This is a genomic window from Novosphingobium sp. 32-60-15 (assembly GCF_002280675.1).
Lineage (GTDB): Bacteria > Pseudomonadota > Alphaproteobacteria > Sphingomonadales > Sphingomonadaceae > Novosphingobium.
The window spans coordinates 294,584-318,448 of record NZ_NCEN01000001.1 but is presented as its reverse complement, the minus strand read 5'-3'; the positions used below and the strand labels follow the sequence as shown (position 1 = coordinate 318,448).

Annotated in this window: 26 protein-coding genes; 16 read left to right on the top strand and 10 right to left on the bottom strand. The window is 57.3% G+C overall.

Annotation, left to right across the window (positions count from 1 at the left end):
- Positions 1-137 precede the first annotated feature (137 nt).
- The 10 genes from B7Y89_RS01440 to B7Y89_RS01395 all read left to right on the top strand — a co-directional run bounded on the left by B7Y89_RS01440 (position 138) and on the right by B7Y89_RS01395 (position 10,076).
- Positions 138-476, top strand: a complete 339-nt coding sequence (locus B7Y89_RS01440) for a GIY-YIG nuclease family protein (protein ID WP_292935018.1) — start codon at positions 138-140, stop codon at positions 474-476.
- A complete protein-coding gene (dnaG, locus tag B7Y89_RS01435) occupies positions 473-2,341 on the top strand; it encodes a DNA primase (protein ID WP_292935016.1) in 1,869 nt (622 codons plus the stop codon). The genes B7Y89_RS01440 and dnaG overlap by 4 nt, the downstream gene beginning before the upstream one ends.
- 61 nt (positions 2,342-2,402) lie before the next feature.
- Positions 2,403-4,406, top strand: coding sequence for an RNA polymerase sigma factor RpoD (gene rpoD / locus B7Y89_RS01430; RefSeq protein WP_292935014.1), 2,004 nt, complete (start codon positions 2,403-2,405; stop codon positions 4,404-4,406).
- Positions 4,403-5,011, top strand: coding sequence for a hypothetical protein (locus tag B7Y89_RS01425; protein ID WP_292935012.1), 609 nt, complete (start codon positions 4,403-4,405; stop codon positions 5,009-5,011). Before rpoD ends, B7Y89_RS01425 begins: the two co-directional genes overlap by 4 nt.
- A 462-nt stretch (positions 5,012-5,473) precedes the next feature.
- Entirely contained in the window at positions 5,474-6,382 is a 909-nt protein-coding gene (locus tag B7Y89_RS01420) for an acyltransferase (RefSeq protein ID WP_292935010.1), read from the top strand.
- A 470-nt stretch (positions 6,383-6,852) separates the two neighbouring features.
- Positions 6,853-7,290 carry a ribose 5-phosphate isomerase B gene (gene rpiB, locus B7Y89_RS01415; protein WP_292935009.1) on the top strand — a complete coding sequence of 146 codons (438 nt, stop codon included), beginning with the start codon at positions 6,853-6,855 and terminating at the stop codon, positions 7,288-7,290.
- Positions 7,291-7,304: 14 nt separating this feature from the next.
- Positions 7,305-8,615, top strand: coding sequence for a serine hydroxymethyltransferase (glyA, locus tag B7Y89_RS01410; protein WP_292935007.1), 1,311 nt, complete (start codon positions 7,305-7,307; stop codon positions 8,613-8,615).
- Positions 8,616-8,619: 4 nt separating this feature from the next.
- On the top strand, positions 8,620-8,826 hold the full coding sequence (locus B7Y89_RS01405; protein WP_292935005.1) for a hypothetical protein: 207 nt from the start codon (positions 8,620-8,622) through the stop codon (positions 8,824-8,826).
- A 3-nt stretch (positions 8,827-8,829) separates the two neighbouring features.
- The gene (nrdR, locus tag B7Y89_RS01400) at positions 8,830-9,306 is read left to right on the top strand and encodes a transcriptional regulator NrdR (RefSeq protein WP_292935004.1); all 477 of its coding nucleotides are present in this window, start codon (positions 8,830-8,832) and stop codon (positions 9,304-9,306) included.
- A 5-nt stretch (positions 9,307-9,311) separates the two neighbouring features.
- On the top strand, positions 9,312-10,076 hold the full coding sequence (locus B7Y89_RS01395) for an RNA methyltransferase (protein WP_292935067.1): 765 nt from the start codon (positions 9,312-9,314) through the stop codon (positions 10,074-10,076).
- Between the two features lie 17 nt (positions 10,077-10,093).
- On the opposite strand, the gene B7Y89_RS01390 is transcribed toward B7Y89_RS01395, so the two are convergent.
- Positions 10,094-10,381 (bottom strand): chorismate mutase, encoded by a 288-nt coding sequence (locus B7Y89_RS01390; RefSeq protein ID WP_292935002.1) that lies wholly within the window; start codon positions 10,379-10,381, stop codon positions 10,094-10,096.
- A 207-nt stretch (positions 10,382-10,588) separates the two neighbouring features.
- Between B7Y89_RS01390 and rpsD the strand changes: the two genes are divergently transcribed.
- Together rpsD and B7Y89_RS01380 are read left to right on the top strand one after the other, a co-directional pair.
- Positions 10,589-11,200, top strand: coding sequence for a 30S ribosomal protein S4 (rpsD, locus tag B7Y89_RS01385; RefSeq protein WP_292935000.1), 612 nt, complete (start codon positions 10,589-10,591; stop codon positions 11,198-11,200).
- A 146-nt stretch (positions 11,201-11,346) separates the two neighbouring features.
- Entirely contained in the window at positions 11,347-11,544 is a 198-nt protein-coding gene (locus B7Y89_RS01380) for a hypothetical protein (protein WP_292934998.1), read from the top strand.
- On the opposite strand, the gene tgt is transcribed toward B7Y89_RS01380, so the two are convergent.
- Complete coding sequence (gene tgt, locus B7Y89_RS01375) at positions 11,541-12,665, bottom strand: tRNA guanosine(34) transglycosylase Tgt (RefSeq protein WP_292934996.1); 1,125 nt, start codon at positions 12,663-12,665, stop codon at positions 11,541-11,543. The two genes, B7Y89_RS01380 and tgt, sit on opposite strands and share 4 nt — an antisense overlap.
- Positions 12,666-12,725: 60 nt before the next feature.
- Between tgt and B7Y89_RS01370 the strand changes: the two genes are divergently transcribed.
- Positions 12,726-13,496: a TSUP family transporter gene (locus B7Y89_RS01370; RefSeq protein WP_292934994.1), complete on the top strand. Its 771-nt coding sequence runs from the start codon at positions 12,726-12,728 to the stop codon at positions 13,494-13,496.
- On the opposite strand, the gene B7Y89_RS01365 is transcribed toward B7Y89_RS01370, so the two are convergent.
- From B7Y89_RS01365 to B7Y89_RS01340, 6 genes are all read right to left on the bottom strand, one after another.
- Positions 13,488-14,636, bottom strand: a complete 1,149-nt coding sequence (locus B7Y89_RS01365) for a cytochrome P450 (RefSeq protein ID WP_292934992.1) — start codon at positions 14,634-14,636, stop codon at positions 13,488-13,490. The genes B7Y89_RS01370 and B7Y89_RS01365 overlap by 9 nt on opposite strands.
- A 65-nt stretch (positions 14,637-14,701) precedes the next feature.
- A complete protein-coding gene (gene queA, locus B7Y89_RS01360; protein ID WP_292934990.1) occupies positions 14,702-15,730 on the bottom strand; it encodes a tRNA preQ1(34) S-adenosylmethionine ribosyltransferase-isomerase QueA in 1,029 nt (342 codons plus the stop codon).
- A 26-nt stretch (positions 15,731-15,756) separates the two neighbouring features.
- Positions 15,757-16,431, bottom strand: coding sequence for a peptidylprolyl isomerase (locus tag B7Y89_RS01355; RefSeq protein WP_292935065.1), 675 nt, complete (start codon positions 16,429-16,431; stop codon positions 15,757-15,759).
- Positions 16,432-16,522: 91 nt separating this feature from the next.
- Positions 16,523-17,035 (bottom strand): pantetheine-phosphate adenylyltransferase, encoded by a 513-nt coding sequence (coaD, locus tag B7Y89_RS01350; protein ID WP_292934988.1) that lies wholly within the window; start codon positions 17,033-17,035, stop codon positions 16,523-16,525.
- Positions 17,035-17,934 carry a polyprenyl synthetase family protein gene (locus B7Y89_RS01345; RefSeq protein WP_292934986.1) on the bottom strand — a complete coding sequence of 300 codons (900 nt, stop codon included), beginning with the start codon at positions 17,932-17,934 and terminating at the stop codon, positions 17,035-17,037. The genes coaD and B7Y89_RS01345 overlap by 1 nt, the downstream gene beginning before the upstream one ends.
- 11 nt (positions 17,935-17,945) lie before the next feature.
- Positions 17,946-18,197, bottom strand: a complete 252-nt coding sequence (locus B7Y89_RS01340; protein ID WP_292934984.1) for an exodeoxyribonuclease VII small subunit — start codon at positions 18,195-18,197, stop codon at positions 17,946-17,948.
- Between the two features lie 73 nt (positions 18,198-18,270).
- On the opposite strand from B7Y89_RS01340, the gene B7Y89_RS01335 reads away from it, so the two are divergent.
- Positions 18,271-18,669, top strand: coding sequence for a DUF2177 family protein (locus B7Y89_RS01335; RefSeq protein WP_292934982.1), 399 nt, complete (start codon positions 18,271-18,273; stop codon positions 18,667-18,669).
- 58 nt (positions 18,670-18,727) lie between these two features.
- On the top strand, positions 18,728-20,926 hold the full coding sequence (purL, locus tag B7Y89_RS01330) for a phosphoribosylformylglycinamidine synthase subunit PurL (protein WP_292934980.1): 2,199 nt from the start codon (positions 18,728-18,730) through the stop codon (positions 20,924-20,926).
- Between the two features lie 3 nt (positions 20,927-20,929).
- On the opposite strand, the gene B7Y89_RS01325 is transcribed toward purL, so the two are convergent.
- Both B7Y89_RS01325 and serB read right to left on the bottom strand, forming a co-directional pair.
- Complete coding sequence (locus B7Y89_RS01325; protein ID WP_292935063.1) at positions 20,930-21,733, bottom strand: Coq4 family protein; 804 nt, start codon at positions 21,731-21,733, stop codon at positions 20,930-20,932.
- Positions 21,734-21,799: 66 nt separating this feature from the next.
- Positions 21,800-22,684, bottom strand: a complete 885-nt coding sequence (gene serB / locus B7Y89_RS01320) for a phosphoserine phosphatase SerB (protein ID WP_292934978.1) — start codon at positions 22,682-22,684, stop codon at positions 21,800-21,802.
- On the opposite strand from serB, the gene miaA reads away from it, so the two are divergent.
- Positions 22,677-23,651 carry a tRNA (adenosine(37)-N6)-dimethylallyltransferase MiaA gene (gene miaA, locus B7Y89_RS01315; RefSeq protein ID WP_292934976.1) on the top strand — a complete coding sequence of 325 codons (975 nt, stop codon included), beginning with the start codon at positions 22,677-22,679 and terminating at the stop codon, positions 23,649-23,651. The two genes, serB and miaA, sit on opposite strands and share 8 nt — an antisense overlap.
- Positions 23,652-23,865: the final 214 nt, after the last annotated feature.

Here is a 23,865-nt window from a genome sequence, read left to right as displayed (position 1 = left end):
GGAGGGGTTGGGCGATAGGTGTCTCGACTTCGCTCGACACGAACGGACTTTGGGATAAATTGATTTCTCGTTTTGATTTGCCCCTTCCCCGTTCGTGTCGAGCGTAGTCGAGACACCTTAAGCCGAGGTTCGATGCGATGGCCTTCTGGACTTACATCCTGCGCTGCGCCGATGGGAAGTATTACACGGGCCACACTGATAATCTCGAACGTCGGATTGCAGAGCATGTGCATGGCGGCTTTGGCGGGTTCACCTCGAAGCGTCGGCCAGTCACTTTGGTTTGGAGCGAAACTTTCGCCACGCGCTATGAGGCACTCACTTGTGAAATGCAGGTTGGCAAATGGTCACGGGCGAAGAAAGAGGCGTTGATCGGCGGGGATTGGAAACTCCTGTCGCACTTCGCACGTCCTCCACGTGAGCGTGTCTCGACTTCGCTCGACACGAACGGAGTTGGGTGCAAAGGGGCGGAACCATGACCCTCACCCCGCAATGGATGGACGAACTGCGCAACCGGATCTCGCTTTCAGGCGTGATCGGGCGGAGCATTCGTGTGACCAAGGCGGGGCGCGAGTTCAAGGCGTGTTGCCCGTTTCACAACGAGAAATCGCCCAGCTTCACGATCAATGACGAGAAGGGCTTTTACCACTGCTTTGGTTGCGGCGCGCATGGTGATGTGATCCGCTGGATGACCGACCATCAGGGCCTGCCTTTCATGGAGGCGGTCAAGGAACTGGCGCTGCAAGCAGGCATGGAAGTGCCCGCGCCCGATCCGCGTGCCGCCAAAGTGGCTGAACAGCAGAAATCCCTGCATGACGTCATGGCGGCGGCCCAGACGTTCTTCGTCAATTGCCTGGCCGAAGAGCGCGGGGCCGAGGCGCGGCGCTATCTTGCCTCGCGCGGTTTTCCGCAAAATATGGTGCGCGAATTCGGCTTCGGCTTTGCACCCGATAGCCGCACCGCCCTGAAAGAGGCACTGTCGGCATTCTCCGATGCCATGCTGATCGAAGCGGGTTTGCGGATCGTGGTAGAAGGAAAAGACCCGTACGATCGGTTTCGCGGGCGATTGATGCTGCCCATCCTAGATCCACGTGGGCGGGTGATTGCATTTGGCGGGCGTATATTGTCTGCGGAGAAGACGGATGCACCGAAGTATTTAAACTCACCCGATACGCCGTTGTTCGACAAAGGCCGCACGGTTTACAACCTGCACCGCGCCGCGCCCGCATCGCGCCAGTCTGGTCGTGTCGTCGTCGTCGAAGGCTATATGGACGTGGTGGCATTGGCCGCTGCGGGCATTGGTGAGGCTGTTGCTCCGCTTGGCACGGCCCTGACCGAGCACCAGATCGAACGGTTGTGGCGATTGGTGGAAACGCCAACACTGTGTTTCGATGGCGATGCAGCGGGGCAGCGTGCCGCAATGCGCGCCATCACCCGCGCCTTACCGATGCTGCGCCCCGGACACAGTTTGCGCATCACCACCCTGCCCAAAGGCATGGACCCCGATGATGTGGTGAAGCGTGATGGGCCGCAAGCAATGGAAGCACTGCTTGATGATGCGCGCAGCCTTGTCGATGTGCTGTGGCAAGTTGAGCGCGATGCCCTCCCCCTCGCCACGCCCGAGGACAAGGCCGGGTTGAAAGCAAGGCTGCTGGCTCATTGCGAGACAATCCAGCACCCGGACATCAAATCGCTTTACCGCCGCGAATTGACCGAGCGATTCGGTGAACTGGCGTTTGCGCGCAAAGAGCGTCCGCCGTTTCAACCGCGCCAAGGGGGGCAAACGCGCCGGAATCAGGGCAAAGGGCCATGGAAGCCCGCCCCCCTGCCCCTGGGTGCCGATGACAAGGCCAAAATGCTCAAGATCGGCAACGGCCCAAGCATAACGCTTCTGGCAGCTGTACTGGCAGGGCTGATTCGACATCCCGACCAGATTGCACGCCACGCCGAATCACTTGTGCGCCTTCAGCCCGAAGATCGCGCGACCGCAGCGCTGCTGGATGCTTTGCTCACAATGGCAGATAGTGGCCAAACGCTTGAAACTGCGGGCCTGGAACCCATATTGGCAGAGCGGGGACTTCGGTCGCCGTCGGCACAGGACTATGCCGGAATGCGATTCGGCTTTTTGACCGGCATCAGCGAGAAAGCGGCGGATGAATTGGCCGAAGCTGTATCGCTGCTGGTTGAACTTCCAGCAGTGGAAGAAGCACTTTTTGAAGCAACAAAACGCGCTGAAACCGAGCTTTCCGACGATAGTTTTGCCGAACAACAACGATTGTTGCAGCGAAGGCTGGCATTGCTTGCCCATTTGGGGCAGATGGGCCGTGCTCGTGCTGCGTTATAATTATAGACACACGCACTTCGGGTCAGTCAGGCCCGGCTCTAGATGGTGGTACCGGGGTTAAATGGCTTCGAACGAAAAGACCGACAACGGCGATGCTCCGCTGATTGATCTCAACGACGCATCAGTCAAAAAGCTGATCGCGCGTGCCAAGCGGCGCGGCATTATTACCTATGACGAATTGAACGAGGCCTTGCCTCAGGACCAGATGTCTTCGGAACAGATCGAAGACATCATGGCCGCCATTTCGGAAATGGGCGTCAACATCGTGGAAAGCGATGAAGACAACGCCGATCCCGAAGACAAGGAAGCCGACGACGCTGAAGAGCCGGAAACCGGCATGGACGACCGACCGGTCGTCGAAAAGCGCAAGGAAACCATTGAACGCACCGATGATCCCGTGCGCATGTACTTGCGCGAGATGGGCGCGGTCGAACTGCTCAGCCGCGAGGGCGAAATCGCCATCGCCAAGCGGATCGAAGCAGGCCGTGACACCATGATCATGGGCCTGTGCGAAAGCCCGATCACATTCCACGCCATTATCCAGTGGTCCGAAGCGCTGAACGCCGGTGAAATGCAACTGCGCGAGATCCTCGATCTTGATGCGATGCTTTCCAAGGAACCTGCGCCCGAAGCCCTGACCGAGGACGGTGAAGAAGCGGGCGAGCCTGAAATCAGCGAAGCGACCGCAGGCCCCACCTTCAAGGAAGAAGAAGAGCCGGAGGAAGAACCCGCCGAGGACGAGGACGACGAACTGCGCGAACGCCGTGCCCGTCCCGCCGAGGAAGAGGAAGAGGACAACACCCTCAGCCTCGCGCAGATGGAAGCCCAGCTTAAGCCTGCCGCGCTTGAGCGTTTTGCCGAAATCACCGCGCTGTTCCGTGCATTTGAAAAGATTCAGGGTGAACGCCTTGATGCGCTTGGCCTCGGCAACGATTTTCCGAATACGCGCGAAACCCAGTACCAGAAGCTGCGCGAAGACCTGACGGCGCAAGTGGAATCGGTGCAATTCCACGCATCGAAAATCGAATACCTTGTCGACAATCTCTACGCCTTCAACCGCCGGTTGACCACGCTTGGCGGTCAGATGCTGCGTCTGGCAGAGCGTCACAAGGTGCCGCGCAAAGACTTCCTCGACATGTATGTCGGGCGCGAACTGGACGATGGATGGCTGCAAAGCCTTGCCACGCGTGACAAAAAATGGGCGGCCTTTGCCACTAACGAAGCTGAGCCGGTTGAACGCATTCGCGCCGAAATCTCGGACATTGCGGCCGCCACCGGCATGTCGCTGGGTGAATTCCGCCGCATCGTCAACATGGTCCAGAAGGGTGAGCGCGAGGCGCGTATCGCCAAGAAGGAAATGGTGGAAGCCAACCTGCGCCTGGTGATCTCGATCGCCAAGAAGTACACGAACCGTGGCCTGCAATTCCTTGATCTTATTCAGGAAGGCAACATCGGCCTGATGAAGGCGGTCGACAAGTTCGAATACCGCCGTGGCTACAAGTTCAGCACATACGCAACTTGGTGGATCAGGCAGGCAATTACGCGTTCCATCGCGGATCAGGCTCGCACGATCCGCATTCCGGTGCACATGATCGAAACGATCAACAAGCTTGTGCGCACCAGCCGCCAGTTCCTGCACGAACAAGGCCGCGAACCGACGCCGGAAGAAATGGCCGAGCGTCTTTCGATGCCGCTCGAAAAGGTCCGCAAGGTGATGAAAATCGCCAAGGAACCGATCAGCCTTGAAACGCCGATTGGCGACGAGGAGGATTCGCACCTTGGCGACTTCATCGAAGACAAGAACGCGATCATTCCGGTGGACGCGGCCATTCAGGCCAACCTCAAGGAAACCGTCACCCGCGTCCTTGCCAGCCTGACCCCTCGCGAAGAACGCGTGCTACGCATGCGCTTCGGCATCGGCATGAACACCGATCACACGCTGGAAGAAGTCGGCCAGCAGTTCTCGGTTACCCGTGAACGCATCCGCCAGATCGAAGCCAAGGCCCTGCGCAAACTGAAGCACCCGAGCCGCAGCCGTAAAATGCGCTCGTTCCTGGATCAATGATCAAAGGATTGGTTAAATGGCAAGCCGCTGGCGCTCTCGCGCTGGCGGCTTTGCTGCATTCGCCAGCGGCCAGCGCCCAAGCTGATCCTGTTTCTGCTGTGGCGGCGACAGACGCCGATCCTGTCAGACTGACCATCGCAAGCGAAATCGTGGCGATTGCCTTTCCGAAGGACAAACGCGAAGCCATATTCGGCAGTGCCATGGACGCGACGCTTGAACAAATGCGCGCCACGATGTTCTCGTCGCTTAAAAACGATGTCGGCGCAGAGAAAATCGTCAACCGCAAGGTCGACAGCTTTGTTGCCGGCAGCAAAATTATCCTGCGCGGCCACATGCAGCATCTGCTGGATGCGCTGGCCATGTCTTACACACGTGAATTCAGCGAAGCCGAGCTTTCGGAACTGCGCGCTTTTGCCAAGACCGAAGCCGGTCGGCACTTTTTCCAACGCAGTTCTGCGGTTATGAGCGACCCAAGCTTCAAGGCTGCAAACGAAGCTTACATGCGCGATCTAATGCCTTCGATCAGCAAAATGCAGACCGAACTGGTCGAGGAATTGACCAGCTACTTTAAGGAAAACCCGCCCAAAGACAGCGCGGAAAGCTGATCCGTCTTTCGGGTCACTGCACACCTCGGACGAACAAATGAATCAGCCAAGTCCGTCATCCAAGAAATGTCCGCTTTCGAACCAATAATTGACGCTTCATCAATCCCCAAAAAGATTCGCCTTGCGCGTTAGATTACCCTCTGTTAGGCATTTTTACATTCAAAATGGGCTGAACTGAGGCGAGAATCGTGTTTCAATGCTACAAACAGTTCCGAAACCGCTCTTTTTATAATCCGATGACCGGCTGCCCTCAATCTTTGATGGAGACAGTTTGTTGGAGTTAGCAAATAAAGATGAACTCTTAGCAGCAAGTTCGACGCGAGAAGTTCTGGCGGTGCAGAGTTTGCCGCACATGCCTGATCTTGACGGTATTCGGGCCATTGCTGTCGGACTCGTGTGTATCGGACACACGCACCTCTTGCCGAAGTTCCCGGCTGGGTTTGGCGTGACGTTGTTTTTTTCTTGAGCGGCTATCTGATCACAACGATGATGCGATTAGAATATGCCAACACCGGTAAATTGAGCCTGAGAAATTTTTATATACGCCGAATTTTGAGGATCAATCCTCCACTTTATATTACGTTAGCCTTTATTGGATATTTGGTGATTGTAGGGGTTCTAAACCAGAGTCCAACTGCGTTGGGCGTTTTGAGCCAGTTTTTTTTCTTTTCCAACTATATGCCAGATCACGGTACTGAAACCGGTCTTCCGTCACCATTATGGTCATTGGCGGTGGAAGAGCATTTTTATCTTATTTTTCCGCTTTGCTTCGTTATGGCGATGAAGTGCATGTCAACGGCACGCTTTGCAGCTCTTTGTGCCGTTGCGTGTGCGGTAGTTCTGGCTGTAAGGTTATTTAACATTATCATTTTGGGGCTCGGCGAGGAAAATTATTACTGGACGCACACGCGGTTTGATTCGATCTTGTTCGGGTGCATCCTTGCACTGTGGGCCAACCCAGCATTGGAAGTGCAACCTTCATGGCAAGCAAAAGGCTGGCAAGCCATGCTTGCAGTTTTGGTAATTATCGGCACGTTCGCAATGAGTTCAATCCTTTTGCGCGAGGGCATCCGATACTCGCTGCAAGGCGCTGCGTTGCTAGTCATCTTCAACTATCAATTGCAGAACCGAAATATCGCTTCAAAATATTTGCGTTGGTCAGTTTTACAGCGAATAGGACTGTGGTCCTACACCTTGTACCTTGTACATTATGCGTTGCTGTACTCCATGCAGAGCATTGCGCCCGACTTTCCGCCGATCTTGTCAGCAATGATCGCGCTTGCAATTTCTTGTGCATATTGTGCGATTATGTACGCACTTGTCGAGAAACCGCTCACCGATGTGCGGCGGCGGTTGACGCCTGCGCGTTAAGGTCAGCAACCGAGCTAATGCGAACTTGATGCCCAACATATTCGGGACATCTGCGAGTTCCGAAGATGGAAGTTCGCATGCCGCGAAAAAATTATTGCTCTAAGCTCAAAAAGTACCTTTCACCCGAGCTGGTTTCCATAATTATATTGCTGCCCTCAGGCGTTAAGGACGAAGGTGAAATCGGCAAAACAGAATGATCGCTGGTTGGTTAACAGGGTGGAACCTCGCGGCGCATCCTTACATGACGACATTTCCACGCGTTCTTTTGCAGTAGTAGCCGACAAAATTATAGCGAAGACGCGTGCAATTATGCCGCAATGGAAGATTAGCGCTTAGATTGAGATAACTCACACTTGTTACGATCAGCCCCAACGGGCAGATCGTAATCGGCGATTTGCAGTGGCTTGTTGCGCTTTGACGGCTTATGGGCCGCCAACGATTCCTGATAAATAGCTGCCGAAACGGATCCCATGCGCATTGCCATCGCCTCTGATCATGCTGCCATAGACCTCAAGACGATCTTGCGCGAATATCTGATCGAACGGGGACATGAAGTAGCAGACCTTGGTCCCGATACCGCAGACCGTGTCGATTATCCTGATTTCGGGTACAAACTCGCCTCGGTCGTGGCTGACGGCACCGCCGAATATGGCGTTGCTATTTGCGGCTCGGGCATCGGCATTTCCATCGCAGTAAACCGCAATCCGGCTTGTCGCTGCGCACTGGTATCCGAACCCCTGTCTGCAGCGCTTGCTCGCGAACATAACAATGCCAATGTCATCGCCTTGGGCGCACGCCTGACAGGTGAGGACATGGCCAAGGCTTGTCTCGATGCGTTTTTAAGCACTGAATTCGGCGGCGGCCGCCATTCCGGCCGCGTTGAAAAACTTTCCAATCCAACGTTTTGAAGGAGCCACATACGATGACCACTGCAACCGCAGCGCCGGAAATCCGTAAAGCGGGTTTCTTTACCGAACATCTCGAAACGGCCGATGCCGAAGTTTTTGCCGCAATCCGTGGCGAACTGGGACGTCAGCAGACCAAGATCGAACTGATCGCTTCGGAAAACATCACCAGCCTTGCTGTGCTCGAAGCCACCGGCTCGGTCTTCACCAACAAGTACGCTGAAGGCTATCCCGGCAAGCGCTATTATGGCGGCTGCGAATATGCCGACATCGTTGAAACGCTGGCAATCGAACGCGCAAAGAAGCTGTTTGGCTGCGATTTTGCCAACGTGCAGCCCAATTCGGGCAGCCAGATGAACCAGGCCGTCTTCCTTGCACTGCTACAGCCGGGCGACACGTTCATGGGCCTTGACCTGAACTCGGGCGGCCACCTCACGCACGGCTCGCCTGTGAACATGAGCGGCAAGTGGTTCAACCCCGTCCCTTACGGCGTCAGCGCCGATACGCACATGATCGACATGGACGAAGTTGCGCGCCTTGCCCGCGAACATAAGCCCAAGCTGATCATCGCAGGCGGCACGGCCTATTCACGCACATGGGACTGGGGTGTGTTCCGCGCCATCGCCGATGAAGTGGGCGCATGGCTGCTGGTTGATATGTCGCACATCTCGGGCCTTGTGGCTGGCGGCGCGCACCCATCGCCCTTCCCCCACGCGCATGTTGTCACCAGCACCACGCACAAAAGCCTGCGCGGGCCGCGTTCGGGCATCATCCTGACCAACGATGAAGCGCTGGCCAAGAAATTCAACACTGCCGTGTTCCCCGGCCTGCAAGGCGGACCGCTGGTCCACGTCATCGCCGCCAAGGCTGTCGCTTTTGGCGAAGCGCTGCGTCCTGAATTCAAAGCCTATGCGCACCAGATCGTCGCAAACGCCAAGGCTCTGGCCGAAAGCCTGAAAGATGCAGGCCTCGGCATCGTATCGGGCGGAACCGACAACCATCTGATGCTGGTCGACCTGTCAGCCAAGGATGTCACCGGCAAGGCTGCCGAAAAGGGCCTCGATCGCGCTTGGCTCACCTGCAACAAGAACGGCGTGCCGTTTGACAAGCGTTCACCCTTCGTCACGTCGGGCATCCGGCTTGGTACGCCAGCTGGGACCACGCGCGGTTTCCGTGAGGAAGAGTTCCGGCAGATCGGCAAGTTGATCAGCGAAGTCGTCGAAGGCCTTGCGCGCAACGGCGAAGAAGGTGATGGTCAGGTGGAACAGCGGGTGCGCGATCGCGTTGCCGAACTGTGTGCACGCTTCCCAGTGTACCCGGAGCTTTGATTCCATGAACGACAACAATGATCTCGCCGCCCGTGCCAAAGACGAAATTTCGGGCATGGCCAAACAGGGCATGGCCCATCCGTCGACAAAGCCCGTTTTGGCTGGTGCCGCTATCGGCGCAGTTGCAGGCGTGCTTCTGCCCGTCGTGTCCTTGCCGCTTGGTCTTGCGGTCGGCGCAGGCTTTGCGTTCTGGCAGCGTATCAAACGCTAAGCGATGCGTTGCCCGTTCTGTGCCCATGACAACAGCCAGGTAAAAGACAGCCGGCCGAGCGAGGATAATACCTCAATCCGCCGGCGTCGGCAGTGCGAAGGGTGCGGGGCGCGGTTCACCACATTTGAGCGCGTGCAACTGCGCGAAGTGCTCGTGGTGAAAAGCGGAGAACGGCGCGAACCGTTTGACCGGTCAAAGATCGAACAATCCGTATCGCTTGCTTGCCGCAAACGCCCTGTGGCGCAAGAACGGCTCGACCAACTGGTTTCCGGCATCCAGCGCCAGATCGAAACAATGGGCGATGCCGAAGTGCCGTCCAAAGTTATCGGCGAGATGGTTATGGAAGGCCTGCGCCAGCTTGACAGCGTCGCCTACATCCGTTTTGCCAGCGTCTATCGCGATTTCACCGAAGCGCGCGATTTCGAGGAATTCGCCAGCAGTGTAAAGGAAGTAAGCGGAATCGGGGCAGGCGAGAAGTGACCGCTATCCAAAGCCGTCAGCCAGTCATTGTACTTGTGCGCCCGCAATTGGGCGAAAACATTGGCAAAGCCGCCCGTGCCATGCTCAACTTCGGTTTGGTCGAATTGCGCCTGGTCACCCCGCGCGATGGTTGGCCCAACCCTTCGGCGGGGCCAGCAGCGGCCGGAGCCGATGTCGTGCTGGAAAAAGCGCAAGTATTCGAATCGCTTGCCGATGCCGTGGCTGACTGCGCCCACGTCTATGCCACGACCGTGCGCAAGCGCGGCGTAACCAAGCCCGTCCTTACCCCGGAAGAAGCGGCGCGCGACATTATCATCGCGCCGGGGCGCAGCGCTTTCGTGTTCGGACCTGAACGGTCCGGGCTGGAAACGGATGACGTCGCATTGGCCCGCGCGATCATTACCGTGCCGATCAATCCTGAGTTTGCCTCGCTCAATCTGGCGCAAGCGGTCATCCTTTGCGCTTATGAATGGTCAAAGCACGCCCGTAGCAGCGTTGAGGGCAATGCAGACCTCGTACAGCCGACGGTCGAGGACATCCTCCCCCCTGCCCCTCAGGAGGATTTTGAGGGCTTTTTTGACCAACTGTGCGCGATGCTTGAGCCGCGCGGTTATTTTGAGCCTGAAAGCCGGGCTGTAACCACACGGCGGACATTGCGATCAGTTCTGACAAAGGCCGGGTGGAATCACCTTGAAGTGCGGACTTTGCGCGGAGTGCTTAGTGTATTGCGGCGCAGGCCCGGATCAAAACCGGGTGATCCTCGCGATTAGGGGCCCGGGCTCTGGGCTTATCGGCTCTTGGCCTGATGGTTCAAGGCTGCCGATGCATCGGCAAGCCGATCCCAAAAATCAACGACAAGGCTTACCGGCACGCCCAATTCAAAGGCTTTGCTGCGGATCGCACCTATACCTGCGCGCCGCTCATCCTCGTCAAGCCATGCGCCTTCGCCAGACGTGCGCGCCAACGCAAAGCGCCGTGACAACAGCAACAGTATTTCCTGATCGATTGCAGCAATGCCGTCAGCGGCGCTATCCGGCAGCGCAGAGGTGTCTTGCTGGGGCGGCATTTCAAGCATCTTACCAGTATAAACGCCCAATTCTTACCAATGTCTATGGCAGGTACCCTTGACATAGGCGGCATTCTCTGTTCTTGGCCGCGCTTCGCAATTGGCCTCGCACTCCCGGTGAAGCGGTGGCCGCATTCTGCAAATGGCGGAATGGTGCGGTTCCGGGACTAGAAACTTCGGCACAGGGCTGAAGCATTGCAAATTGAAGGGTAGCGCATGTCCAAGCGCAAGGCATCTAAGTACAAAATCGACCGTCGCCTCGGTGAAAACATCTGGGGTCGTCCAAAGTCGTCGGTAAACCGTCGTTCGTACGGTCCCGGCCAGCACGGCCAGCGCCGCAAGAGCAAGGTGTCGGACTTCGGCATCCAACTGCGCGCCAAGCAGAAGCTGCGTGGCTATTACGGCGACGTAACCGAAAAGCAATTCAAGCGCACCTATCAGGAAGCGGCGAAGATGAAGGGTGATACCGGTCAGAACCTGATCGGCCTGCTCGAACAGCGCCTCGACATGGTCGTGTACCGCGCCAAGTTTGCGCCAACCATCTTCTCGGCCCGTCAAGTTGTTTCGCACGGTCACATTTATGTGAACGGCGTGAAGTGCAACATCGCCTCGCGTCGCGTTCGCCCCGGTGACGTGATCAGCCTTGGCAAGAAGGCCAAGGAAATGGCCCTGATCGCCGAAGCGCAGACCCTGCCAGAGCGTGACGTTCCCGATTACGTTTCAACCGACGCTGACAAGGCAACCTTTACCCGCGTGCCAACGCTGGACGAAGTGCCTTATCCAGTGAAGATGGAACCAAACTTGGTCGTCGAATTCTATTCGCGCTAAGATTTCTCGTCTTACAACAGATACGGAAAGGCGGGGTGCAAACTCCGCCTTTTTCGTATCTGTGAATGGCGTGTTAGATTTTGTTTTTTATCGATAATTTGCGACGGGTTGTGGGAACCGCCAAGCCTGCGATCCATTATCCAGACATGTCGCATTATCGCTTTGTTACACCGCATCGCACCGGCAAATGGTATCCGGATCTACTCACCGCCCAGCGTCAAGCCTTTGCCATCGGCGCAGGCTTTCTCGACCCGCGATCGGGAATGTTCTATCCTTACAAGGATTCGAAACTGGAAGTGGGCTCACCCGATCTGGAAGGCAACCCGCAAGGCTTGGCAGCCTAACGCGAGAAATAATCCCGGCGGAATTCCGCAGCAAACACAGCAAAGCGCCCTTCGGCAATCGCTGCGCGCATTCCGGCCATCAATTGCTGGTAAAACCACAAGTTGTGCTCTGTCAGCAGCATCGCGCCCAGCATCTCACCAGATTTGATCAGGTGATTGAGATAGGCGCGGCTGAACTTCTTGCAGGCAGGGCATGGGCAGCGTTCGTCCAGCGGCCCCATGTCCTCAGCGTGGCGTGCATTGCGCATGTTCAGCGGCCCGTTCCACGTAAAGGCCTGCCCGTTGCGGCCAGAGCGCGTAGGCAACACGCAATCGAACATGTCAACGCCGCGCTCTACAGCCCCCACCAGATCATCAGGTTTCCCCACGCCCATCAAATAGCGTGGACGGTCTGCCGGTAGCTGCTGCGGCGCAAAATCGAGCGTGGCGAACATCGCCTCCTGCCCCTCACCCACGGCAAGCCCGCCAATGGCGTATCCGTCAAAGCCGATATCCGTCAGCGCATCTGCACTCGCCTTGCGCAGGCCTTCGTCCAAAGCGCCTTGCTGGATGCCGAACAAAGCCGAGCGTTCGGCATGCTCGCCGCCTGCATCAAACCCGTCGCGGCTGCGCCTGGCCCAGCGCATCGACATTTCCATCGATTTGGCGATTACGTCCCGCGGTTGGTCAGCGCGCGGGCATTCGTCAAAGCACATCACAATGTCCGAGCCCAACAAGCGCTGGATTTCCATCGACCGCTCCGGGCTGAGCATGTGGCGCGATCCATCCAGATGGCTGGCAAAGGTCACGCCTTCTTCGGTGATCTTGCGCAAGTCCGACAAGCTCATCACCTGATAGCCGCCGCTATCGGTCAAAATAGGCCGGTCCCAGCCCATAAACTTGTGCAAACCGCCCATTCGCGCCATCCGTTCTGCCCCCGGACGCAGCATCAAATGATACGTATTTCCAAGGATGATATCCGCGCCCGCCGCGCGCACATCTTCCACCTTCATCGCCTTGACCGTGGCAGCAGTGCCCACCGGCATGAACGCAGGCGTGCGGATATCACCCCGCTTCATGCGGATGGTACCGGTGCGGGCTTTGCCGTCAGTGGCGTGAATATCAAAGGCAAAACGGGTCATGGGCTGCATGCTCGGCAAAAAGAGTTTGCGGCCCTTAAGCCTATTCGCCAAGGCGCGCAAATGCTTGACCCTTCGCAGATCGAACTGTGGCTTTACCCTGCACTCACGTGCGTTGCCGTGCTGTCCGGATTCGTTGATGCGGTTGCAGGTGGTGGCGGCCTCATCATGATGCCCATCCTGCTGTCCACCAACCTTCCGCCGCACGTTGTGCTGGGCACAAACAAAGTCCAATCAATGTGCGGCACGACCGTGGCAACATGGCGTTATCACAAGGCGGGCCTGTTCAGCTTCCGTCAAAGCGCGCCACTGGCCGCTGTGGTGTTTGTTGGCGCACTCATGGGTACGCTCGCTATCCAGCGGCTCAGCGCCGATGTGCTCAAGCTGGTGGTGCCGATCCTGCTGATCAGCGTCGCGCTCTACACCGTGCTTTCACCCAGCATGACTGACGAGGATCGCAAACCCCTGCTTAGCGAAAACGGCTTTAGGCCGGTCGCTGCGGGCATTGGCTTTTATGACGGCTTCTTTGGACCGGGCGCTGGCCAGTTCTTTGCCACAACCTTGGTCGGCTTTCGCGGCTTCGGCCTGACCCGCGCGACGGGCCTGACAAAGTTCCTGAATGTCACAAGCAACATCGCCAGCGTCATCGTGTTCACTCTCGGCGGCCAAGCCCTTTGGCTGCTTGGGTTATGCATGGGAGCAGGAGCCATGACCGGTGCCTGGATCGGCTCACACTTTGCCACAAAATTTGGCGCAAAGATGATCCGGCCATTGCTGGTAATCGTCAGCTTGGGCCTGACCGGGCGACTGATCTGGGGCTGGTTCTCAGCTTAGGCTTGGTTCCCACCTTAGCGGTAGCGCGGTACAAGCCCCCACATTGCCGCCCTTCATCTTGACCGGCTGTGACGGATCAAGCGCAAATTCCGGCATTTGCGAAAGCCATTCCCGCAGGAAGACGATCACCTCCATCCGTGCCAGACCGGCACCGACACAACGATGCGCGCCAACTCCCATCGTCGTATGGCGGACCGGGGTAAGATCGCGGTCAAAGCGGACCTCGTCGGGTGCATCAAAGCTGGCAGGGTCAAGGTTGTGAAGGACGCTGGGCAAATAGACCAGATCGCCCTGGCGGATCGTCACGCCATCCATTTCCACATCTGCCACGGCGTTGCGGCTGACGGCGACTGTGGGATAGCGTCGCATCAATTCATCCGCAGCGGCGGGGATCAAATCGGGCTGTTCGCGCAATAGTTTCTGATCTTCAGGATGACGCGCCAGATGCAGCGCAACCATACCGAACATTGCGGCAACCGTATCCAATCCGCCAAACAGCAAATTACGGCACATCCGTCGCGCCTCGTCCTCGGTCCAGCTGCGGCCCATCACCGGTTCGGACAGAATGTGGCTGAACAGATCGTCGCCCGGTTCGACCATGCGTTTTTGAATTGAACCATCAGGCCGCGTCAATTGCACGCCAAGCTCGCGCAACCTAGGGCGATCTTCCAACGGTACATCGATCAACGACAGAAAGATATTCAAAGGGAGGATTTCTGCAAATTCGGCAACGAAATCGCATGATCCTCGCCGCCGCAATTCGGCAATCAGTTCGCGGGCAATTTCGACAACGCGCGGTTCCAGCGCAACAACATAGCGGGAGGCAAGGCCCTTCATCACCGCCATGCGAAAGGCTTTGTGTTCTGCACCATCCTGCTGAAGCGGGATGAATTGCATCACGTCTCCAAGGCCCGGCGTTACTGCGAGGCATTCGTTCGACAGTCGTTCGGAATCGTTCCAAAGGCTGCGGACAACGTCGCCACGCGCACCAATCCAGTGCCCGCCATTCGCCGTGGTCCAGACCAGACCCGGTCCATCGAGCAGTGTTTTCCAGCTTGCGAAGTAATCGTCTTCGACCCCGGGCGGGTTGAAAATATCAAAATTGACGATCCGGTCTGCCGGTACGTGCGCTGGAATCATGCGCTTACCCTCTCTTTGTCTTTTGCGGACAAGCTAGACGTGAAGAGGCAGCGCGAAACTGCGCTTTATGGCAGGAGAAGGCTGGAATCGCCGTAGGAGTAAAACCGGTAACCCTGCGCAATGGCATGAGCATAGGCCGCCTGCATGCGGTCACGCCCCATCAGTGCGCTGACCAGCATGAACAGGGTGGATTTGGGTAGATGAAAGTTGGTCATCAAGCCATCAATCGCGCGGAATTTGTAGCCGGGCGTTATGAAGATCGACGTATCACCCTCGAACGGACGGATCACGCGGTCGTCGCCAGTCGCGCTTTCCAGCAGGCGGAGTGATGTCGTGCCAACCGCAATCACCCGGTTTCCACCAGCGCGTGCAGCATTCAGCCGGTCCGCAGTGCCTGCGTCAATCGTACCCCATTCAGCATGCATGGCATGGTCATCGGTGTCTTCGGCCTTCACTGGCAGAAATGTGCCCGCCCCCACATGCAGGGTAAGCATCTCGGTCTGCACGCCGCTCGCAGTCAGTCCTTCGAGAAGATCTGGCGTAAAGTGCAATGCAGCTGTGGGGGCCGCAACCGCACCGTCTTTTGTTGCGAACATCGTTTGATAGTCTGTACGGTCCTGTTCATCGGTTGGGCGCTTGCCCGCGATATAGGGCGGCAACGGCATTCGCCCTGCGCGCTCAAGCAGCACTTCGACAGGTTCTTCGCCGGGAAAGAACAGCGTCCAGCTGCCATCATCGTGACGCGTTTCGGCTATGCCGGATACGCCTGCGCCAAATTGGATCACATCATCCGGTCGCAACCGCTTGGCGTTGCGTACAAAGGCCTGCCACCGCCGCAAATCGATTCGCTTATGCAGTGTGGCGCCAATCCGCGCATCGCCGCGCTGGCCTTCAAGCTGCGCCGGGATCACCCGCGTATCATTGAAGACCAGAACATCACCGGGGTTCAGCAGCGATGGCAAATCGCGAACAATCCGATCACGAAAAGGCCCCTCTGCCGACACACCCAGCAACCGCGCTGAATCACGCGGACGGGCGGGCCGCAGGGCAATATTTTCAGTCGGCAATTCAAAATCAAACAGGTCAACGCGCATCGCTGCGCCCTAGCCGTATTTGCAGATCAATTCGACTGCGAATTGCTCAACATATCCGCAGTGAAAGCTGGCTTTGTGCTTGGCGCAACAATGGCAGGTGCGGGTTTGTTGTCAGACGCGATAGAGGCCTGCACAACTTTGGTAGGATTCGAAGGCGGTTCGCCGCGCACGATCGCGTCGACATTGTCCATGCCCGAAATCACCCGACCGAAATTGGTGTATTTGTTGTCCAGCGCAAAGCGCGGATAAAACACGATAAAGAACTGGCTATTGGCCGTGTTCGGCTCGTTCGTGCGGGCCATTGAAACGGTGCCGCGCACATGCGGCACTTTGTTGAATTCAGCCGTCAAATCAGGAAGCGGCGAGCCGCCCTGCCCGGTACCCGTGGGATCGCCCGTCTGCGCCATAAAGCCATCAATCACGCGGTGAAAAATCACCCCGTTGTAAAAGCCTTCGCGCGCCAGCTTCTTGATCCGCTCAACATGATTGGGCGCCCATTCCGGCATCAAACGGATCGACACGCGACCGCCATTCGACAAATCGAGCAGCAAGATGTTTTCGCGATCGATGCTTTCATCTGCGTTGATTGCATAATTGAGCGGCTTAGGTGTGGCGGCTGCCGCATCCTTGTCCTGCGCCCGGGCTGGCGAAGCAATTAGGGCGGCGCCAAGCGCAAGACTGGTAAAAAAGCGCAAAACCATGAGACGGGTGAACTCCGGAAAATCTACAGCGCGGATAGGCGCGTCGCGCTTTCGCTGCAATGAACGATTGTGTTTGCGCGCCGTGGCCGCTTCAATAGTCGCCCAAGCGGCCCAGCTTATCAACACGCGCCACAACTTCGTCACGAATGGTTGGCGTGACAAAGCCCGATATATCGCCGCCAAAAAGCGCAATTTCCTTGACCAGTTTTGAGGCTATTGGCTGAAGCCCGACATCGGCCATCAGAAACACCGTTTCGATTTCGGCATCAATCTGCTGGTTCATGCCGGCCATCTGATATTCGTATTCAAAATCAGCCACGGCGCGCAGTCCGCGCACAATCACACTTGCGCCCTGCTTGCGGGCAAATTTCATCAGCAACGCGTTGAAACCCACCACTTCGACATTGTCGATGCCTTGTTCGGAGGCTTCGCGGCGCACCGATGCCATGCGTTCCTCTGGAGTGAACATCGGGTTCTTTGATGGATTGGTCGTCACCCCAATAATCAGCCTGTCCACAAGCTTCGCGCCGCGCCGGATGATATCGAGATGCCCAAGCGTGATCGGGTCGAACGTGCCCGGATAAACGCCGATACGTTCAGCCATCAGTGGTTCCTCTCCACGATGAAGCGCGCAAGTTCGCGCAACAAATCCGCTTCCGGACCATAACTTTGCAGCAGGTCTACCGCTTGCTCAACCAGACGGCGGGCTTGTTCGCGCGCGCGATCAGGCCCCAACAAGGACAGAAATGTCTGTTTGCCTTGCGCTTCGTCCTTGCGCAGCGCTTTACCGGCCGCAGCCTCATCCCCTTCAAGGTCTAAAAGATCATCAGCGATCTGGAATGCCAGGCCAATATCACGCGCGTAACCGCGCAAATGTGTGCGGCCTTCTATGGGAACATGTCCCAATATTGCGCCCATTTCGACCGACGCTGCCAGCAATGCTCCCGTCTTCAATTGCTGCAACCGGGTTACGGTGGGCAGATCGAAGCTTTCGGTTTCAGCGACGATATCCATCATCTGTCCGCCGCACATGCCATTCATTCCGCTGGCCATGGCGAGCGTACGGATCAATTCGATGCGTACAAACGGATCGCCGCTGGTGGCAGGATCAGACAACAGTTCGAAAGCGAAATCGTGCAAAGCATCGCCAGCCAAGACTGCTGCGGCATCGTCGAAGGCGACATGCACCGTTGGCTTGCCGTGGCGCGTTCCGTCATCGTCCATGCACGGCAAATCATCGTGGATCAGTGAATAGACGTGGATCGCCTCAATCGCGGTCCCAACCCGTACCGCGGCTTCACGCGAAACGCCGAACATGGCCGCCGTTGCCGTTACTAACAGCGGGCGAATGCGCTTGCCGCCACCAATCGTTGCGTAACGCATCGCTTCGACCAGCCGGTTGCGCGGATCACCGGGCAGCGGCAACAACAAATCAAAGCTGTGGTCAATGTCCTCGGCAATAGCCTTGAGGGCGGGCTTCAGCAGTCCGATTGCCTGTGACATGGCTTAGCCCCTTAACCTGCTGCTTCATCAAACGGACGCAAGCCCTGCGCTTTGCCATCACGGTCTGCGACAATCGCCTCAATCCGGGCTTGCGCTGAATCGAGCCTCGCCTGGCAATGCGCACGGAGCGCATCGCCTTTGGCGTAAAGCTCAATCGATTCGTCGAGCGGTGCCTCGCCACTTTCGAGCCGCCTGACGACAGATTCGAGTTCTTTCAGGGCCTCTTCAAAGCTGAGGTTCGCGATTTCCGGTGCCATTCCCATGTGGGCAGCATTGACGGGGCACGGGGGGCGGGTCAAGCTTGGAAAAGAAGTTGTCAGGGAGGTTGCCCACACCATGCAGTATTTGATCGCTTATATCGCAGCCGCTGTGGTGTTCGGTGCGCTCGACGCTGTCTGGCTCGGCTGGGCCGGATCCAAGCTTTATCGCCCCGCTTTGGGTGATCTTCTTGCCCCCACGTTCCGCATCGCCCCGGCGCTCGTGTTCTATGTGCTTTATCTGGCGGGCATGATGTGGTTCGCGGTGCGCCCCGGCCTGACTCTAGGGCTTGGCGCCGCGGCGCTGAATGGAGCGGTGTTGGGGGCCATGTGTTACATGACATATGACCTTACCAGTCAGGCTGTCTTGGCGCGTTGGCCGATCCATGTGACGATCATTGACGTCATCTGGGGCACTTTTGCCACCGCCGTTACCGCGACTGCAGCAACATGGGCTGCAACCAAGTTTGCAGGTTAAGACGGCCTTTGCAGGTTAAGACTAGCCACTTTGCGCAGCCCTCGCTAAGGCGCGGGCCATGTCCGAGATCACCGCAGATGTCGTAGCCGCCCATGGCCTGTCCGAAGACGAATTCCAGCGCGTCCTGCACGCGCTTGGTCGTGAACCGAACCTTGTCGAACTCGGCATATTTTCGGTCATGTGGTCAGAGCATTGCTCTTATAAATCAAGCCGCATCCACCTTAAAAAGCTGCCCACCAGCGCACCTTGGGTGATTTGCGGACCTGGCGAAAACGCAGGCGTTATCGACATTGGCGATGGCCAAGCCGCCATCTTCAAGATGGAAAGCCACAACCACCCGTCGTACATTGAACCCTATCAGGGTGCTGCAACGGGTGTTGGCGGCATCTTGCGCGATGTGTTCACCATGGGCGCGCGGCCTGTAGCGAACATGAACGCCCTGCGATTCGGCCGTCCCGACCACCCCAAGATGAAGCACCTTGTCCAAGGCGTGGTTGCGGGCATTGGTGGCTATGGCAATTGCGTGGGCGTCCCGACTGTCGGTGGTGAAACCAATTTCCACCCCGCATATGACGGAAATATCCTTGTCAACGCAATGACCGTGGGCGTCGCCGATCAGGACAAGATCTTCTATTCCGCCGCGACCGGCCTTGGGAACCCCATCGTCTACGTTGGTTCAAAGACCGGACGCGATGGCATCCACGGCGCCACCATGGCCAGCGCAGATTTTGGTGAAGATTCCGAAGCGAAGCGCCCAACCGTGCAAGTGGGCGATCCGTTTACCGAAAAGCTGCTGATCGAAGCCTGCCTTGAACTGATGGCAACCGATGCGATCGTGGCCATTCAGGACATGGGCGCAGCCGGCCTTACCTCATCGTCTGTTGAAATGGCGACAAACGGCAAGGCTGGCATCATCCTCAACATGGATATGGTACCCTGCCGCGAAGAGGGCATGACGCCTTACGAAATGATGCTCTCGGAAAGCCAGGAGCGCATGCTCATGGTGCTCAAGCCCGGCAAAGAGCCGATGGCCGAGGCGATCTTCAAGAAGTGGGAACTGGACTTTGCCGTGATCGGCGAAGTGACGGACACCGGCCACATGGTGCTGACTTTCAAAGGCGAAACCGTGTGCGACATACCACTCGGACCGCTCGCTGAAGACGCCCCGCTCTATGATCGTCCGGCCCTCAGCCTTGTTGATTACAAGGCATGGGCCAATGTCGCGCCGCTCGGCAGCGTGGCGGAAAGCGCCGATCTAGGCGCAGACCTCGTCAAGCTGATCGGCTGCCCCGATCTTGCCAACCGCCGCTGGATTTTCGAACAATACGACAGTCAGGTTGGCGCAGATACGCTGCAAAAATCAGGTGGCGATGCGGCAGTTGTGCGCATTCACGGCACTCAAAAAGCGCTCGCCATGAGCACCGATTGCAGCCCCCGCTATTGCTACGCCGATCCCTACGAAGGCGGCAAACAGGCTGTGGCCGAAACCTATCGCAACATCTGTGCGGTTGGCGCGCGTCCACTGGCAATCACCAATTGCCTGAACTTTGCCAACCCCCAGCGCCCCGAAATCATGGCTCAAATCGTCCAAGCGCTTGAAGGCATGGGCGATGCATGTCGCGCGCTCGATTACCCGATCGTGTCGGGCAACGTCTCGCTCTACAACGAGTCGAAGGCTACCGGTGGCGGATCGGCCATTCTTCCAACGCCTGCCATTGGCGGCGTCGGCTTGATGCTTGATCACGAAATCATGACCACAATCGCCTTCAAGAACAACGGCGATGCCATTTGGCTGGTCGGCGGCGAAGGCACGCACCTTGGCCAATCACTTTATTTGCGCGAAATTGCAGGCCGTGAAGCAGGGGACGCCCCCAAGGTTGATCTAGTAGTTGAACGCAAAAACGGCGAATTGATCCGTGATTGGATTGCTTCGGGCAAATTGACCGCCGTGCATGACATCTCCGATGGCGGTCTGCTCGTGGCGTTGACGGAAATGGCGCTGGCGAGCAACAAGGGTTGCACGCTGACCATCGAACTGGACACTGCCAAAGCCTTCGGTGAAGACCAGTCGCGCTACATCGTCACATCTGCACCCAACGAAGTGCTTGAAGATGCGATCCGGATTGGCACCGTTGGCGGAACGCAAATCGCAGGCGTGGAACTCGCCACCTTGCGCGAAGCCAACGAAGCCTTCTTCCGCGACTGGATGGAAGGTTCAGTTCAGGCCCTCCCCGAACTTGCTTCGGGGAGGATCTAAGCGCTAGGCTGCTTTCTTCAGGTTTTTTCCCAGTAAATCATACGGATCAACGCCGATCTGTGCCCATCTGGCATGGGCCTGTTGATAGTGGACCGCCGGCGTAATGTTCAACTTGCGCCGCACGTCCTCAAGAGGAAGCGGCAGCAAGTCTGTGATTGATTGCTCGCACAAGCGTGGACACGCCTTGCCCAAGCGCTTCCCTTCGCTAACCGCTTTGATCACTGGTGCATTGCTGCGCACCTGCTTGCGGATGTTCAGGCCCGCCATATAACCAATGAACAAATGCGCCGGCGAAGGCTGCTGGCTATACGTGAATGCCAAAACGCATGCTTCTCCAAGCGCATCACGGCCATAACCGGTCAACACGTGCAGCATATCATGCACGTCGCGCATACGGTTCAGATACCAGCGAAACTGGTCTTCAAACTTTTCGTGGTGCTGCGCAAACTTGTCAAATTCGTCGACCAAACCTTGCGCAGTCAGCCCTTCGCGCTCCATGAAATCGCAGTAAGCATGCGCAAGTGATCCGGCAGGCGTCCGGCGCAGCGCTGCGTGATCATCGAGAAGCGTTGGCAGGTTTGGCTCTTTTGCGCGCAACGCCTGCCCCCACGCGGAACGGAGGAAGCGCTCTGCCGATGGTCGCAAATTGCGCCAGGGCAGCGATTCAAAGATATGGAACACCTCTTCGGTGTTTTCCTTATCTTTCATCAGGTTCTGGAAATGCCGCCACGCATTGGCGGGACGCAGCCGAAGTTCAGGACGGCGTTCATCATATATCGGCAAGTCGGCTTGCAGCGCGCCGGTCATAGCATTCACGGCGTATTCTCCCGTTCACCTCGACATGATCATACTAACAGGAGTGTAAATACTCCGTCAATCCAACACCCAGTCTTCGCGGCCTATGCCCAGAAGGGAAAGGATCGAAGTCAGATCACCACGATCAATCCAGCCGTCCGCCGCAGCGCGGGCCTTTGGTTTGGCGCGGTAAGCAATGCCGAAATGGGCGGCCTCAATCATTGGAATGTCATTTGCGCCATCGCCGGTGGCGAGGCTCAACACGCCCTCCCCCAGCCGAGCCGACTCTTCAAGCAGCACTTGCTTCTTCACCGCACTGTCAACGATTCCACCCACCAGGCCGCCAGTGAGCACACCATCATGCAATCCCAGACGGTTCCCAACCACACGTTCAAAGCCAAGCAATTCGGCCACGGGATCAGCAAAGGAATGGAAACCGCCCGTCACCAACACTGTATGACATCCGCGCGCCTTCAAGGTGGAAACCAGCGTCCGTGCGCCAGACATCGGCTGGATCCGTTCATCCAGGCACTGGCGGATTGCAACCTCGGGCAAGTCTTTCAACAAGCCCACCCGCTCACGCAGCGCCGATTCGAAATCGAGTTCGCCTTGCATCGCGCGTTCGGTGATCGCGGCGATGCGGCCTTTCAGACCGGCAAAATCAGCCAGTTCGTCAATGCATTCCTGACCGATCATGGTTGAATCCATGTCGGAAACGAACAGGCCCGGTACATCAATCAAACCTTGCGACAACAGCAAATCGCTTGTCGGGAAGCATTGATCAAGGATGCTGCGAATCCCCACAGGATCGCCTTCAAGCACCTCAAGTTCCAACACATCTTCGCAGGTGTCGAGCATGCCTGCGCCTGCCACTTCCCAATCGCGCGCCTCGATCATTTCCATGGCGAGCGCAAGATTGTCACCAAGCGTCTCAGGGTCTGCTATCAACCGCGCGATGATCACCGAGAATTCCTTTGAAAGCGTAAGCGTGAGTTTGGGGACCGAACGGCCAAGGCTCGCGCTAATCGCAGGGCCGACCGCCAGCGGCAAGAGCGATCTCGCGGTAAAACTTGCTTTGCGAGCGATGACCGACGGACGAGAGGCCGTCATCGTCAACGCCGACAGCGCACAAGTCTATGCCGATTTGCGCGTCCTCAGCGCACGACCATCCGACGATGAGATGCAAGGCGTGCCCCATGTGCTGTACGGCGCATGGGACGGAGCACAGGCTTGCTCCGCAGCGGACTGGGCCAACGCCGCCAAACGCGAAATAGCGGCGGCGCATGCGCGCGGGGCATTGCCGATCCTTGTTGGCGGGACGGGCCTTTATATACGCACCTTGTTGGATGGCATTGCACCAGTGCCGGAAATTGACCCCGTCATCCGGGCTGAGGTCCGCACAATGCCGCAGGAGCAAACTTACAAAGCCCTGCAGAACGAAGACCCGGCACGCGCAGCGCTGCTCGCCCCTGCAGATACCCAGCGTGTGACACGCGCACTGGAGGTTATCCGCTCTACCGGCCATTCGCTTGCCCACTGGCAGAAGCAATTGAGCGGAGGGATCGCTGACAGCGTTGATCTTGACCCTTTGATCCTCCTGCCTGAACGCCAATGGTTGTATAAACGTTGCGATTTGCGGTTTGAATTGATGTGGCAAGGGGGCTCGATTGCTGAAGTTGAAGCCCTGCTTGCGCGCAACTTGCCCGACGATATGCCTGTTATGCGGGCCATCGGTGTTCCTGAAATCAGAATGTATTGTCGCGGCGAGGCCTCTCAATCCGAGGCTATCGCCGCCGGTCAGCAGGCAACCCGCCGTTATGCCAAACGGCAATACACTTGGCTGAACAACCAGAATCCCGGCACTTGGCCCCGCTTAACGTACGAAAATTCCATTGACACCGATCATGTAGCAAGTTTATTGCGCATATAGCCGCTTGACATGGCATTTTATGTCAAGTAGCAGGCCGTCAATTGTCCTTGTTGCGGCGTCCGCAACGCGGATGCCCGAGTGGGGAGAGACGGCCCGGTGCAGCCAGCCTGTACCGGGCCGATAATTTTTGTTTTGCATACACGCAGTCGCGGCTATCGGCCCATCAGGACAGATGCGACGATCAAACGAATGCGACAGGCAGAAGGATTACGTG